This is a genomic window from Cupriavidus sp. 05N39 (genome assembly GCF_056397325.1).
In genome coordinates this window covers 158,681-172,566 of sequence record NZ_JBFTNE010000002.1, presented here as the reverse complement: position 1 = coordinate 172,566, position 13,886 = coordinate 158,681, and the positions used below count along the sequence as shown (strand labels likewise).

Annotated in this window: 7 protein-coding genes and 1 pseudogene; 4 read left to right on the top strand and 4 right to left on the bottom strand. The window is 64.7% G+C overall.

Annotated features, from left to right (window positions below; genetic code table 11):
* Position 1 precedes the first annotated feature (1 nt).
* The 3 genes from gspD to gspF are packed head-to-tail and all read left to right on the top strand — an operon-like array spanning position 2 to position 5,194.
* The gene (gene gspD / locus AC1DN0_RS01725) at positions 2 to 2,413 is read left to right on the top strand and encodes a type II secretion system secretin GspD (RefSeq protein ID WP_477111208.1); all 2,412 of its coding nucleotides are present in this window, start codon (positions 2 to 4) and stop codon (positions 2,411 to 2,413) included.
* Positions 2,414 to 2,421: 8 nt separating this feature from the next.
* Complete coding sequence (gene gspE / locus AC1DN0_RS01720; RefSeq protein ID WP_441632986.1) at positions 2,422 to 3,960, top strand: type II secretion system ATPase GspE; 1,539 nt, start codon at positions 2,422 to 2,424, stop codon at positions 3,958 to 3,960.
* Between the two features lie 16 nt (positions 3,961 to 3,976).
* Positions 3,977 to 5,194: a type II secretion system inner membrane protein GspF gene (gene gspF / locus AC1DN0_RS01715; protein ID WP_477145491.1), complete on the top strand. Its 1,218-nt coding sequence runs from the start codon at positions 3,977 to 3,979 to the stop codon at positions 5,192 to 5,194.
* A 1,175-nt stretch (positions 5,195 to 6,369) separates the two neighbouring features.
* Here gspF and AC1DN0_RS01710 read toward each other — a convergent pair.
* A pseudogene (locus tag AC1DN0_RS01710) lies at positions 6,370 to 7,152 on the bottom strand (NYN domain-containing protein); the annotation flags it as partial.
* Between the two features lie 327 nt (positions 7,153 to 7,479).
* Between AC1DN0_RS01710 and AC1DN0_RS01705 the strand changes: the two are divergent.
* A complete protein-coding gene (locus AC1DN0_RS01705; protein ID WP_441632980.1) occupies positions 7,480 to 11,073 on the top strand; it encodes an indolepyruvate ferredoxin oxidoreductase family protein in 3,594 nt (1,197 codons plus the stop codon).
* 237 nt (positions 11,074 to 11,310) lie between these two features.
* Here AC1DN0_RS01705 and AC1DN0_RS01700 read toward each other — a convergent pair whose 3' ends face one another.
* The 3 genes from AC1DN0_RS01700 to AC1DN0_RS01690 all read right to left on the bottom strand — a co-directional run bounded on the left by AC1DN0_RS01700 (position 11,311) and on the right by AC1DN0_RS01690 (position 13,834).
* Positions 11,311 to 11,769, bottom strand: a complete 459-nt coding sequence (locus tag AC1DN0_RS01700; protein ID WP_441632978.1) for an OmpA family protein — start codon at positions 11,767 to 11,769, stop codon at positions 11,311 to 11,313.
* A 43-nt stretch (positions 11,770 to 11,812) separates the two neighbouring features.
* Positions 11,813 to 12,364, bottom strand: a complete 552-nt coding sequence (locus AC1DN0_RS01695; RefSeq protein ID WP_441632976.1) for a hypothetical protein — start codon at positions 12,362 to 12,364, stop codon at positions 11,813 to 11,815.
* Positions 12,365 to 13,048: 684 nt separating this feature from the next.
* The gene (locus tag AC1DN0_RS01690; protein ID WP_441632974.1) at positions 13,049 to 13,834 is read right to left on the bottom strand and encodes a PAAR domain-containing protein; all 786 of its coding nucleotides are present in this window, start codon (positions 13,832 to 13,834) and stop codon (positions 13,049 to 13,051) included.
* Between the last annotated feature and the right edge of the window lie 52 nt (positions 13,835 to 13,886).

Sequence of the window (13,886 nt, the reverse complement as noted above, 5' to 3'; positions counted from 1 at the left end):
TATGAAAACCCAAGCCCTTCGACCTTCGCTCAAGACCCGCTGCGCCCGCGCCACCGCGCTGCTATGCGGCCTCTCCCTGCTGGCACCCGCGCCGCTGTGGGCCCAGCAACCGAGCCAGCCCGCCGCCCAGCCCGGCCAGCCGCCGGACCTGACCCCGCGCAACCGCGACCAGGTCGTGCTCAACTTCGTCAACGCCGACCTGGAATCGGTGGTGAAGGCGGTGGGACAGGCCACCGGCAAGAACTTTGTCATCGACCCGCGCGTCAAGGGCTCCGTGAACCTGGTGACCGAGCAACCCGTGTCGCGCTCGCAGGCGCTCGAAACGCTGGGCTCGGTGCTGCGCATGCAGGGCTACGCGATGGTCGAGAGCAACGGTTTCACCAAGGTGGTGCCGGAAGCCGACGCCAAGCTGCAGGGCTCGCCGATCGTGATCGGAGGCGGTGGCAGGTCGCGCGGCGACCAGGTCGTGACCCAGGTGTTCCGCCTCAACTATGAGTCGGCCAACAACCTGGTGCCGGTGCTGCGGCCGATGATCGCGCCCAACAACACCATCACTGCCTACCCGGCCAACAACACGCTGGTCATTACCGACTATGCGGAAAACCTGCAGCGCCTGGCCCGCATCATTGCCGCCATCGACGCGCCCGCCTCTGGCGAGGTCGAGCTGGTGCCGCTCAGGAATGCCATTGCCAGCGATACCGCGCTGGTGCTGCAAAAGCTGCTTGACCCGGGCGCGGCCGGCGCCGCTGGCGGCGCCGCGGCCGCCGCGGATGCCAGCCTGCGCACTTCGGTGGTAGCGGAGCCGCGCAGCAATTCGCTCATGATCCGCGCCTCGAGCCGGGCACGCTTGCAGCAGGCGCGCCAGCTCATAGAGAAGCTCGACCAGCCTTACGCGCGTCCGGGCAATATCTGGGTGGTGCCGCTGAAAAACGCCGAAGCCACCAAGCTGGCGCTGACGCTGCGCGCCATCGTGGCAGCCGACGGTTCCTTCAACACCAACCAGTCCGGCACGCCTGGCGCGGCCGGCGCGGGCGCCACCGGCGGCACCGGGCTGCTCAACACCTCGGCGCCGACCAGCGGCCAGTACACCGGCGGCACCACAGGCACGTCGCGCAGCGGCTCCGGCCCCGGCTTCGGCTCCGGCAGTTCGGCATTCGCGAACTCGTTCGCCACCAACACGTTGCCGACCACCGGGGGCATCATCCAGGCCGACCCGGCCACCAACTCGCTCATCATCACGGCCAGCGAACCGGTCTACCGCAACCTGCGCACAGTGATCGAAGACCTGGACGCCCGGCGCGCGCAGGTCTATATCGAATCGATGATCGTGGAGGTGTCGTCCACCCAGACCGGCCAGCTCGGCATCCAGTGGCAAGGCCTGATCAACTCGCGCGGCAGCAATACCAACGTCTTTGCCGGCACCAACTTCGGCACCGGCGGCCAGAACATCATCAACCTGACCGGCGCCGCCGCCGCCATCAACGCAGGCGGCGCAGCGGCCATTCCTGCGGTCTCGGGCCTGATCCCGGACCTGGCCGGCCTGAACCTCGGCCTCGTCAACAAGGCGATGGGCCTGGGCGCCCTGCTGCACGCGCTTGGCGCCGACGGCAGTGTCAACCTGCTGTCCACCCCAAACCTGATCACGCTGGAGAACGAGGAAGCCAAGATCCTGATCGGCCAGAACATCCCGATCACCACCGGTTCCTACGCGCAGACCGGCGGCGCCGCGTCGGTCACGCCGTTCCAGACCTTCGACCGCAAGGACGTCGGCATCACGCTGCGGGTCAAGCCGCAGATCACCGACGGCGGGCTGGTAAAGATGCAGATCTACCAGGAGTCGTCGTCCGTGGTGCAAGGCACCGCCGCCCTCACCCAGGGCCCGACCACCAATGTGCGTTCGATCGAAACCAATGTGCTGGTCGACGACGGCCAGATCATCGTGCTGGGCGGCCTGATCGAAGACACTTACGGAGACGGCGTGCAGAAGGTGCCGGGCCTGGGCGACCTGCCGCTGATCGGCGGGCTGTTCCGCTACGAGAACAAGAACCGCGGCAAGACCAACCTGCTGGTGTTCCTGCGGCCGTACGTGATGCGCACCGCCGGCGCCACCGACCGCCTGACGCAGGACCGCTACGACTACATGCGCACCCTGCAGCAAGGCTTTGTGTCGCCCAACATCATGGTGCGCGACGGCAATACGCCGGTGCTGCCGCCGGCGGATGCGCCGATGTCGCCCTTCGTCGACCCGCGCTCGCGCGGGCCGGTGCCGGGTCCGCTGCCGCTGGAACAGACGCTGCCGCAATCGCAGCAGCAACCGCAACCCCGCACGCAGAACCCGTCGGGCAATGGCACGCCGCCGCCGGGCGTCAACCTTGGCAACGCGACGGTGGATTCCACCCGCGCGGTGAACTGAGACAAGCCATGGCAACAAGCATCGCCCCCGCCGCAGCGTCCGACGACGTGCTGGAGCCACCGTCGACCATCGCCGCGCGGCTGGTCTCGTACGGCTTCGCGCGCGAGGCGCGCCTGCTGATCGCGCGCCAGCGCGCCGATGGCCTGGAGGTGTGGGTGAGCCGCGCCACTTCGCCCGCGGCGCTGGCCGAAGTGGCGCGCGTGCACGGGCCGTTGCGCCTGCGCGTGCTGGAACCCGAGGCGCTCGAACTTGCCATGTCCGAGGCGTACAACCGCCAGGACAGCGGCAGCGCCGCCCAGGTGGTTGGCGAGGTGGAAGGCGAGGTCGACCTGTCGCGGCTGATGCAGGACATTCCCGCGGTGGAAGACCTGCTTGAATCCGAGGACGACGCGCCCATCATCCGCATGATCAACGCGCTGCTCACCCAGGCCGCGCGCGAAGGCGCCTCCGATATCCATATCGAGCCCTTCGAGTCTTCCTCGGTGGTGCGCTTTCGCGTGGACGGCACGCTGCGCGACGTGGTGCGCCCGAAAAAGGCGCTGCACGGCGCGCTGATCTCGCGCATCAAGATCATGGCGCAGCTCGACATCGCGGAAAAACGCCTGCCGCAGGACGGCCGCATCACGCTGCGCGTGGGCGGACGCCCCGTGGACGTGCGCGTCTCCACCCTGCCCACCGGCCACGGCGAACGCGCGGTGTTGCGTCTGCTGGACAAGGAAGCAGGCCGCCTCGACCTGGCCAAGCTCGGCATGGCGCCGGACACGCTGGCCGGCTTCGATCACCTGATCCGCCAGCCGCACGGCATCGTGCTGGTGACGGGGCCGACCGGCTCGGGCAAGACCACCACGCTGTACGCCGCGCTGTCGCGGCTCGATTCGCGCACCACCAATATCATGACGGTGGAGGACCCGATCGAGTACGACCTGGACGGCATCGGCCAGACCCAGGTCAACCCGCGCATCGACATGACCTTCGGCAAGGCGCTGCGGGCTATCCTGCGCCAGGACCCGGACGTGGTGATGATCGGTGAAATCCGCGACCTGGAAACCGCGCAGATCGCGGTGCAGGCATCGCTGACCGGCCACCTGGTGCTGGCCACGCTGCACACCAACGATTCCGCCTCGGCGGTGACGCGCCTGGTCGACATGGGCATCGAGCCGTTCCTGCTTTCGTCGTCGCTGCTCGGCGTGCTGGCGCAGCGGCTGGTACGCCGGCTCTGCCAGCACTGCAAGCGCGAGGAAGTGGTCGAGGTCACGCCCGAGGCAGCGGAAGTGCTGCTTGCGCAAGGCAAACCGCTGCAACGCATCTGGCACGCGGTGGGCTGCGACAAATGCGGCCACTCCGGCTATCAGGGCCGCATGGGCGTGTACGAGCTGCTGAGCGTCGACGACGAGATCCGCACCATGATTCACCGCCAGGCGGCCGAATCGGAAATCAAGAAAGTGGCTTTGGAGGGTGGCATGCACACCATGCGCCACGACGCGCAGCGCTGGATCGATTCCGGCGCCACCGCGCTGGAAGAAGTGCTGCGCGTGACGCGCGACTAAGGGACGGCCCGCATCCATGCCAGCCTATCGTTACGAGGCAGTCGACGCCGCCGGCAAGACCGACCGCGGGGTGATCGAAGCCGACAGCCCCAAGCAGGCCCGCGTCCACTTGCGCGCACGCGGCCTGACGCCGCTCAACGTCGATCCGCTGGCGGGCGTCGGCGGCGTGCAGAAGAGCAGCACCGCCGCCTTCGTGCGGCGGCTGTCCACGCAGGAACAGGCGCTGTTCACGCGCCAGCTCGCCAGCCTGATCGTGGCCGGGCTGCCGCTGGACGAAGCGCTGGCGGCGCTGGCCGACCAGGCCGAGCGCAGCTACGTGCACGAACTGCTGGCCGGCATCCGCGCCGACGTGGTCGGCGGCAGTTCGCTCTCGGCGGCGCTGCTGCATCATCCGCGCGATTTTCCGGACATCTACCGCGCGCTGGTCTCCGCCGGCGAGCACTCGGGCCACCTCGGGCTGGTGCTGGAAAAGCTGGCCGACTATATCGAGACGCGCAACACGCTGACCTCCAAGATCCGGCTGGCCTTCACCTATCCCGCCATCGTTACCGTGGTGGCCTTCGCCATCGTGATCTTCCTGCTGTCCTACGTGGTGCCGCAGGTGGTGAGCGTATTCGCCAACACCAAGCAGAAGTTGCCGACACTGACCATCATCATGCTGGCGCTGTCGGATTTCGTGCGCAACTGGTGGTGGGCCGCGCTGGCGTTCATGGTGGCCGTAAGCCTGGGGATACGCAGTCTGCTGCGGCAGCCCGGTGTGCGCCTGGAGTGGCACCGCTGGCTGCTGACCGCGCCGCTGGTCGGCAAGCTGATCCGGGGCTACAACACCGCGCGCTTCGCCAGCACGCTGGCGATTCTCGTGTCGGCCGGCGTGCCCATCCTGCGCAGCTTGCAGGCAGCCGGCGAAACCCTGACCAACGAGGCACTCAAGGCCAACGTGGATGATGCCACCATGCGCGTGCGCGAAGGCGCCTCGCTGGCGCGCGCGCTGGCGGCGCAGAACCAGTTTCCCTCGGTGCTGGTGCATCTGATCCGCTCCGGCGAAGCCACCGGCAACCTGCCGATCATGCTGGAGCGCGCGGCGCAGGGCGAAGGCGCGGAGCTGGAGCGCCGCACGCTGTTCCTCACCAGCCTGCTGGAGCCGCTGCTGATCCTCAGCATGGGCGTGGTGGTGCTGCTGATCGTGCTGGCSGTGCTGATGCCGATCATCGAGATCAAGCAGCTGGTGCGGTAGGGCCACGCTTTGCCGCGCAAGCGGGCGAAATGCAAAACGGCGCCTTCGGGCGCCGTTTTGCATTTCTTGTTTCTACTGAGGCTTGGGAGCCGAAGCCACCCGCAAAGGCGTACTTCGGCTTCACCGCCCATAGCCTATTCGGCAGCCTTGGCGGCCTTCTTCGGCACGCGCTTGGCAGGTGCCGCGGCGGCGGCCTTCTTGGCTGCCGGCGCCTTCTTGGCTGCCGGCGCTTTCTTCGCGGGCGCAGCTGCCTTCTTGGCGGGAGCCGCAGACTTCTTGGCTGCTACCTTTTTGGCAGGCGCGGCAGCCTTCTTGGCCCGGGCCGGCGCCTTGGCTTTTGCCTTGGTCTCTGGCACGCTCGCTTCGACGGCTTCAGCCGTTTCCACCTCTTCCACGGCTTCCACCGATTCGACGGCTTCGATCAGCTCGGCAGCTTCGATCGGTTCGAATGCCTCTGGCGCTTCGACAAACTCGACCACCTCGGCGACTTCGATTGCCTCCACGACCGGCGCTACCACCGTCGCGGACGGCGCCACGAAGATCGAGCGGTCGATTGGCCACGGGATCTCGCTCAGCGTGACCTCGGGCTTCGGCGGCCGGCGGCGGCGCGCACCGTTCGTATCGCCGGACTCGACTTCCGTCTGTTCATCTGCCTGCTGCTCATCGCCATCGAGGGCCAGCGCTTCACGCTCCAGGGCATCCATCGGATCGACCACGAAGGTGGCGACAGGCTGGCTCACGGGCGCGGGGGCAGCGAGTTCGGGCAGCGGTGCGGGCTGGACAGGCAGCGCCGGCTGCTGCGCGGGCGCCGGGCGCGATCCGTACTGTTGCTGGGAAGCCAGGCGATCATCGCCTTGACGACCATCGCCGCGACGGTTGTCGTTACGGCGACCGCGCTTTTCGCGCCGCTCGCGATTCTCACCCTGGCGGTTCTCCTCCTGACGGTTCTCGCCCTGGCGGTTCTCGCCCTGGCGGTTCTCGCCCTGACGGTTCTCGCCCTGGCGGTTCTCGCCCTGGCGGTTCTCGCCCTGGCGGTTCTCGCCCTGGCGGTTCTCGCCCTGGCGGTTCTCGCCCTGGCGGTTCTCGCCCTGACGATTCTCGCCTTGACGGTTCTCGCCTTGGCGGTTCTCGCCTTGGCGACCCTCGCCCTGACGGTCTTCACCTTGACGAGCCTCGCCCTCACCCGGCTTCGAACGGCGCTTCAGCCGCACCCACAGCGTCTTGTTGTTGCCGCCGTTGCGAGTCTCGACTTCGAACAGGCCGGTGGCAGCCACCAACTCGGAGAGCTTGCCATAGCCATAGTTGCGCGAATCGAACTCGGGTGCCTGCTTGGCGATATGGTTGCCCATGCCGCCGAGCGTGGCCCAGCCCTCTTCGTCCGACACCGCTTGCGAGGCGCTTTGCAGCAGGCGCACCAGGCGCGAATCCTGGCGCAGCTCACCGCTGTTGCGCTTGCGCGCGGGCGCGGCGGCACCGTCGGATTCCGTATCGGTGTCGGCATCGCTGTCGCTGCGCAGCACGTCGGCAAAAATAAACTTGTCGCAGGCCGTGACGAATGGCTTGGGCGTCTTGCGTTCGCCGAAGCCGTACACGGTGAGCCCCTGCTCGCGGATACGCGAGGCCAGGCGAGTGAAATCGCTGTCGCTGGAAACGATGCAGAAGCCGTCGAAGCGGCCTGTGTACAGCAGGTCCATCGCGTCGATGATCATCGCGCTATCGGTGGCGTTCTTGCCTACCGTGTAGCGGAACTGCTGGATCGGCTGGATGGAGTGCGAGAGCAGGCGCTCCTTCCAGCCGGCCAGGTTGGGCTTGGTCCAGTCGCCGTAGATCCGCTTGACGGCGGCCACGCCATACTTGGCGACTTCGGCCAGCAGGCCTTCGACGATGGCGGGCGCCGCATTGTCGGCGTCGATCAGCACAGCCAGGGTCGCAGTGCCCTGGCGGGAGGAAATAGTCATGTTGGGTCCTGGAGGCCGGTCGGCCTCGGATGGGGCGGGTTGCACCACGGCGTGATCCCTTGAGATATGACGCCCGGCTCGCATCTGCCCGTTTGTTGCGTAAACCTGTTTGCAACGCAGTGTACACGCGAAGCGTGTCCATACGGGAAACCACGCCCCGCGCAGCCGCACTTTTTGCTGCATCGCAAGGTGCCGCGCCCTCCGGCGCGGTGCTACCATGCGCCAAAGAGACACGGCCGTTTTCCGCCTTCACAAGAGGCGGCGCACGGTCGCCCACAACTGAAGTGAGTCGGCGATCCCGACTGCATGCCCCATAGAGGAGCACCTATGAATGCCCCACTGACCCCTCCGGTCAGCGACGCCCTCCGCCGCGCGCTCGAAAACGTTTCCCTCGAAGATAAATACACGCTAGAACGCGGCCGCGTCTATATCAGCGGCACGCAGGCCCTGGTACGCCTGCCGATGTTGCAACGCGAGCGCGACCGCGCCGCCGGCCTGAACACCGCGGGCTTTATCTCCGGCTATCGCGGCTCGCCGCTGGGCGCGCTGGACCAATCGCTGTGGAAGGCCAAGCAGCACCTGGCCGCGCACGACATCGTGTTCCAGGCGGGATTGAACGAGGATCTGGCCGCCACTTCCGTATGGGGCTCGCAGCAGGTCAATATGTACCCGGACGCCAGGTTCGAAGGCGTATTCGGCATGTGGTACGGCAAAGGTCCGGGCGTGGACCGCACCAGCGACGTCTTCAAGCACGCAAACTCCGCCGGCTCCTCGAAGCACGGCGGCGTGCTGGTGCTGGCGGGCGACGACCACGCGGCCAAATCGTCCACGCTGGCGCACCAGTCCGAGCACATCTTCAAGGCTTGCGGCCTGCCGGTGCTCTACCCCTCGAACGTGCAGGAATACCTCGACTACGGCCTGCACGCCTGGGCCATGAGCCGCTACTCCGGCCTGTGGGTGTCGATGAAGTGCGTGACCGACGTGGTGGAATCGTCGGCCTCGGTGGAACTGGATCCGCACCGCGTGGAAATCGTGCTGCCGGAGGATTTCATCCTGCCGCCGGGCGGCCTCAATATCCGCTGGCCCGATCCGCCGCTGGAACAGGAGGCGCGCCTGCTGGACTACAAGTGGTACGCCGGCCTGGCCTATGTACGCGCCAACAAGATCGACCGTATCGAGATCGATTCGCCGCATGCCCGCTTCGGCATCATGACGGGCGGCAAGGCTTATCTCGACACGCGCCAGGCGCTGGCCAACCTGGGCCTGGACGACGAGACCTGCGCGCGCATCGGCATCCGCCTGTATAAGGTGGGCTGCGTGTGGCCGCTGGAAGCGCACGGCGCGCGCGCCTTTGCCGAAGGCCTGCAGGAAATCCTGGTGGTCGAGGAAAAGCGCCAGATCATGGAGTACGCGCTCAAGGAAGAGCTGTACAACTGGCGCGACGATGTGCGGCCCAAGGTTTACGGCAAGTTTGACGAAAAGGACAACGCAGGCGGCGAATGGTCGATCCCGCAGAGCAACTGGCTGCTGCCGGCGCACTATGAACTGTCGCCCGCCATCATCGCGCGCGCCATCGCCACCCGGCTCGAAAAGTTCGAACTGCCGTCGGACGTGCGCGCCCGCATTGCCGCGCGCATCGCGGTGATCGAGGCCAAGGAAAAAGCCATGGCCGTGCCGCGCGTGGCGGCCGAGCGCAAGCCCTGGTTCTGCTCGGGCTGCCCGCACAATACGTCGACCAACGTGCCCGAAGGCTCGCGCGCGCTGGCCGGCATCGGCTGCCATTACATGACGGTGTGGATGGACCGCAGCACCAGCACCTTCAGCCAGATGGGCGGCGAAGGCGTGGCATGGATCGGGCAGGCGCCCTTCGCCGGCGACAAGCATGTGTTCGCCAACCTGGGCGACGGCACCTACTTCCACTCCGGGCTGCTGGCGATCCGCGCGTCGATCGCTGCCAACGTCAACATCACCTACAAGATCCTCTACAACGACGCGGTGGCCATGACCGGCGGCCAGCCCGTCGACGGCAAGCTGTCGGTGCAGGACGTTGCCTTCCAGGTCGCGGCCGAAGGCGCGAAAAAGATCGTCGTCGTCACCGACGAGCCAGAGAAATACAGCGCGGCCATCAAGCTGCCGCAAGGCGTGGAAGTGCATCACCGCGACCAGCTCGACAGGATCCAGCGCGAACTGCGCGAGGTGCCCGGCGCCACCATCCTGATCTACGACCAGACCTGCGCCACCGAGAAGCGGCGCCGCCGCAAGCGCGGCACTTACCCCGATCCGGCAAAGCGCGCCTTCATCAACGACGCGGTCTGCGAAGGCTGTGGCGATTGCTCGGTGAAGTCCAACTGCCTGTCGGTGGAACCGCTGGAAACGGAGCTTGGCACCAAGCGCCAGATCAACCAGTCATCGTGCAACAAGGACTTCTCGTGCGTCAACGGCTTCTGCCCGAGCTTCGTCACGGCGGAAGGCGCGCAGGTGAAGAAGCCCGAGCGCCACGGCGTGTCGATGGACAACCTGCCCGCATTGCCGGAACCCGTGCTGCCTGGGCTTGACCATCCCTTTGGCGTGCTGGTCACGGGCGTAGGCGGCACCGGCGTCGTCACCATCGGCGGCCTGCTGGGCATGGCGGCGCACCTGGAGAACAAGGGCGTGACCGTGCTCGACATGGCGGGCCTGGCGCAGAAAGGCGGTGCGGTGCTGTCGCACGTGCAGATCGCGGCGCATCCCGACCAGCTCCACGCCACCCGCATCGCCATGGGCGAGGCGGACCTGGTGATCGGCTGCGACGCCATCGTCAGCGCCATCGATGACGTCATCTCCAAGACCCAGGTCGGGCGCACGCGTGCCGTCATCAACACCGCGCAGACGCCCACCGCCGAGTTCATCAAGAACCCCAAGTGGCAGTTCCCCGGCCTGTCGGCAGAACAGGATGTGCGCAACGCGGTCGGCGAAGCTTGTGACTTCATCAACGCCAGCGGCCTGGCCGTGGCGCTGATCGGCGACGCCATCTTTACCAACCCGCTGGTGCTGGGCTACGCCTGGCAGAAGGGATGGCTGCCGCTATCGCTGGACGCGCTGGTGCGCGCCATCGAACTCAACGGCACGGCGGTGGAAAAGAACAAGGCGGCATTCGACTGGGGCCGCCACATGGCGCACGACCCTGAGCATGTGCTGTCGCTCACCGGCAAACTGCGCAGCACCGCCGAAGGCGCCGAGGTAGTCAAGCTGCCCACCTCCTCCGGCGCCATGCTGGAAAAGCTGATTGCGTACCGCGCCGAACACCTGACTGCCTATCAGGATGCGGCATACGCGCAGACCTTCCGCGACGCGGTGAACCGTGTGCGCGCAACGGAAAGCGCGCTGGTCGGCAGCGGCAAGCCGTTGCCGGTGACCGAAGCGGCGGCGCGCAATCTTGCCAAGCTGATGGCCTACAAGGACGAGTACGAAGTCGCGCGGCTCTATACCGACCCGGTCTTCCTCGACAAGCTGCGCAACCAGTTCGAAGGCGAGCCCGGCCGCGACTACCAGCTCAATTTCTGGCTGGCGCCACCGCTGATGGCCAAGCGCGATGAGAAGGGGCATCTGGTAAAGCGCCGCTTCGGCCCGTCCACGATGAAGCTCTTCGGCGTGCTCGCCAGGCTGAAAGGCCTGCGCGGCGGCGTGTTCGATGTGTTCGGCAAGACCGCCGAGCGCCGCACCGAACGCGCGCTGATCGGCGAGTATCGTGCCTTGCTGGACGAGCTGACGAGCGGCCTGAGCGCGGCCAACCACGCAACCGCGATCACGCTGGCGAGCCTGCCGGACGACATTCGCGGCTTCGGGCATGTCAAGGACGACAACCTGGCGAAGGTGCGTACGCGCTGGACGGCGCTGCTGGAGCAGTTCCGGCATCCGGAGTCGGCGCAGCAGGTGGCTTGAGTTTCAGGTTGAACGGAGCGCTGCCGCGAGGGGGCGCTTCGGTTGTTGTCGGACCCCACATTTTTTGGAAATGTGGGGTCTTTTTGTTTCCGGCGTGGCTGCTGTCGGAGCCAATACGCGCTTCACACTGCAAGATGGCACTGCACATCTCGTTATGCGAAACTCAGTGTCCTTCGTCCCGCAGCGCCTGAATCGCATTGATCGACTCTTTCGTCCGCTGACGGCCAAACTTGGCCCTTACTGGTGAGCGATGCCCGTATCTTCTGGCATCGGCAGCCCGGTGAACTTCACCCTATGAGTAGGCATGTCGCAACAGGCATGTGGGCATGCAGGAAGAAAATCGACCCCTACCGCGCGACCTGCCTCCCCCATTGCGGGATCATCCAGGAACGTTGCCCGTGCGCTGGTATGAATCCTTGTGGGATTGAATCCCCGGCTGACAAGAAAGTGACGAACTGTCTCGGCACGCGCGCTGACAAGTTGCCTCCCACCTGTATCGCCACCGACCAGATATGCCGCAATGAAGAAATAGTCGTAGTTCGGGTAGTGAACCCGCAGGTCCGCGAGCCAAGTCCCAAGCTTGAGTGCCGCACTGGCATTCAGCGTGTGTACATTCTTCGGGAACTGAAGGTCTACTCCCTTCACGCGTGGACTGCAAGCGAAGGCCACGCTATTCGACAGGCACATCGCCAGCATGGCGCATCCGACCCACCGCCGATACGAACTCGCCGATCCTGGTCTATTTCGGTTGGTCATGATTCCCCCGATCAGCTTGTTTCGCATCAATTGGTTGTGGCCCAGGACAGCACGGATGGGGGCAGCGCGGGTTGATGGATATATACGCCGTACTTGCCAGCCTCCGTGCTTCGGCGTTTGGCGGCGCACCGTATCCATAGTTCTTTATTTCTGTATCAAAGATATCCGAATCCTCAACACCAAAATTCAATAGCAGAGTCTTCAAGTTGCGCAACCGAATCTTCGCCAGATGCACCGATACCCCAACTCGTGGATTCTCCTGAACAGAAATGTAATATTGACCGCTATTTGGGAACGCCAGTCGAGTCTTGCTCCTCCAATCCGCCATCCGATGTATCTCGCCGGCGGAAAGATTAGTGCGACCAGACTCATAAATTGGCTCGTACTCAATATATGGAGGATGGCAGGCGAGGACTGGCGACACAAAGGCAATCAAGGCGAAGGCCACGCTACTCGACAGGTACATCGCCAGCATGGCGCGACCGATCCACCGCCGATACGAACTCGCCGATTCCGGCCAATTTGCTTTGGTCATGATACCCCCGATCACCTTGTTKCGCATCAATTGGTTGYGGTCCGGGACAGCACGGATGGGGGCAGCGCGGGATGATTGAAATCTCAGCAACATTGGTGAGATGGCGCAGTTCTTGACCTGGCCTCAGGCCGTCGCGAAATCTACGGACAGCTGATTCCTCAATGTCCACCTTGTCGATACCCATATTCGAAAGCGTAGACAACAGGTTCTTTCGCCTCTGCTCCGCCAGCTTGGCTGACACACCTACGCGCGCATTCTGGCGAACATAGACCAGATACTTCCCTCCACTCGGGAGCCACAGCCTAAGTTGTGCCCGCCAATTTGCCAGGCGCAGGACCTCACTTGCCGATAGATCAGATCGACCATTTGAAAACACGGGCTCATAGTCAACATACCCCAAGGTGCACCCTATTGTGGGAAATGAAAATAAAAATACAGTCGCGACGAATAGCTGTTTCACTATGGCCTCCATACCGGCGTCAATCCATCCCAATTTGGAATTTTTGCAACGTAGGCAGCGATGCTATCCGCGTTATTCAGGCAGAACTTATCACGAGCAGCCTGCTTTTGTGCCCACTTGATATTACTCCATGAATCCACCGCATCCATTGCAGATGGAAAATGCGACACCTCATGAATCAAAGTCGTTAGTTTGGAATCATTGGCCGATGGAGTAACATTATTTCAATTAGCCTCATCCGGCATCGTGCAGAAAAGGTGCCCAATAAAAATTGAATACGTCCCGTCCGGCTTGCAGATGGAGGCAGCTGCTGGAATCTCATCACCCTTCGCGCGCGGCACGCACCCAACCCGGGCGAGCGCTTCCTTTGTTTGGCGCTCATAGTTCCTGTCGGTCAGCCCACGCATGATCTCCCGCATCCGGGCCAACCCATCACGCAATGTCTCGCGCGTATCCTCCCTCGCATTGCCAAACCAAAGGCGGACCTTGTCCTGATCCGCCCGATTCCACCGGTCCAGCTCCACCAGTCGATCACCCATCAGGCGCACAGCCTTGTCGCGCAGCCGGTTCATCGTGGAATAGAACTCCGCGTTGCTCATGTTCTGGCAGATCAGCGTGGGATCGTCTTCCGGTGTTGACTGGCGCGCCCCCTCCACCAGCTTGTTCGATGCCTCCACCGGCTCGGCGACAGCGCTATGCGTCGGCATAGGCGTGCGGCCGCCATGGGTCACCTGAATCGTGAAGGTGTTCTGCGAGGCAATGACGAACGGCTTGACGGCACACTTGCAGTTGACGCGAGCGCCTTCCACCAGGACCTGCTTGTCCATCAGGCTAAAGGCCGGATAGCAATCGTTGGTGACAGTGCCACCACTCTTGCACACCGGGCAGGTGGCAAAGTCCCCCTCGACGCCGACCTGCACGCCGTCTTGCGTCATCTCCCCGGTGCCGATCAGCACGCCGTTGTTACTGGTGCGGTCCCCATTGCGAAGCGCACATCGAATATCCATCATTGGAAGTCTCCACGAATCGTGTGTTCTTGCGGTGGCTTCGGCCATCAGCCTG

Excerpts from the sequence above, each read along its gene's own strand:
- AC1DN0_RS01690 (WP_441632974.1), bottom strand. The coding sequence starts at position 13,834 with ATGATGGATATTCGATGTGCGCTTCGCAATGGGGACCGCACCAGTAAC.
- AC1DN0_RS01695 (WP_441632976.1), bottom strand. The coding sequence starts at position 12,364 with ATGACCAAAGCAAATTGGCCGGAATCGGCGAGTTCGTATCGGCGGTGG.
- gspD (WP_477111208.1), top strand. The coding sequence starts at position 2 with ATGAAAACCCAAGCCCTTCGACCTTCGCTCAAGACCCGCTGCGCCCGC.
- gspE (WP_441632986.1), top strand. The coding sequence starts at position 2,422 with ATGGCAACAAGCATCGCCCCCGCCGCAGCGTCCGACGACGTGCTGGAG.
- AC1DN0_RS01700 (WP_441632978.1), bottom strand. The coding sequence starts at position 11,769 with ATGCTGGCGATGTGCCTGTCGAATAGCGTGGCCTTCGCTTGCAGTCCA.
- AC1DN0_RS01705 (WP_441632980.1), top strand. The coding sequence starts at position 7,480 with ATGAATGCCCCACTGACCCCTCCGGTCAGCGACGCCCTCCGCCGCGCG.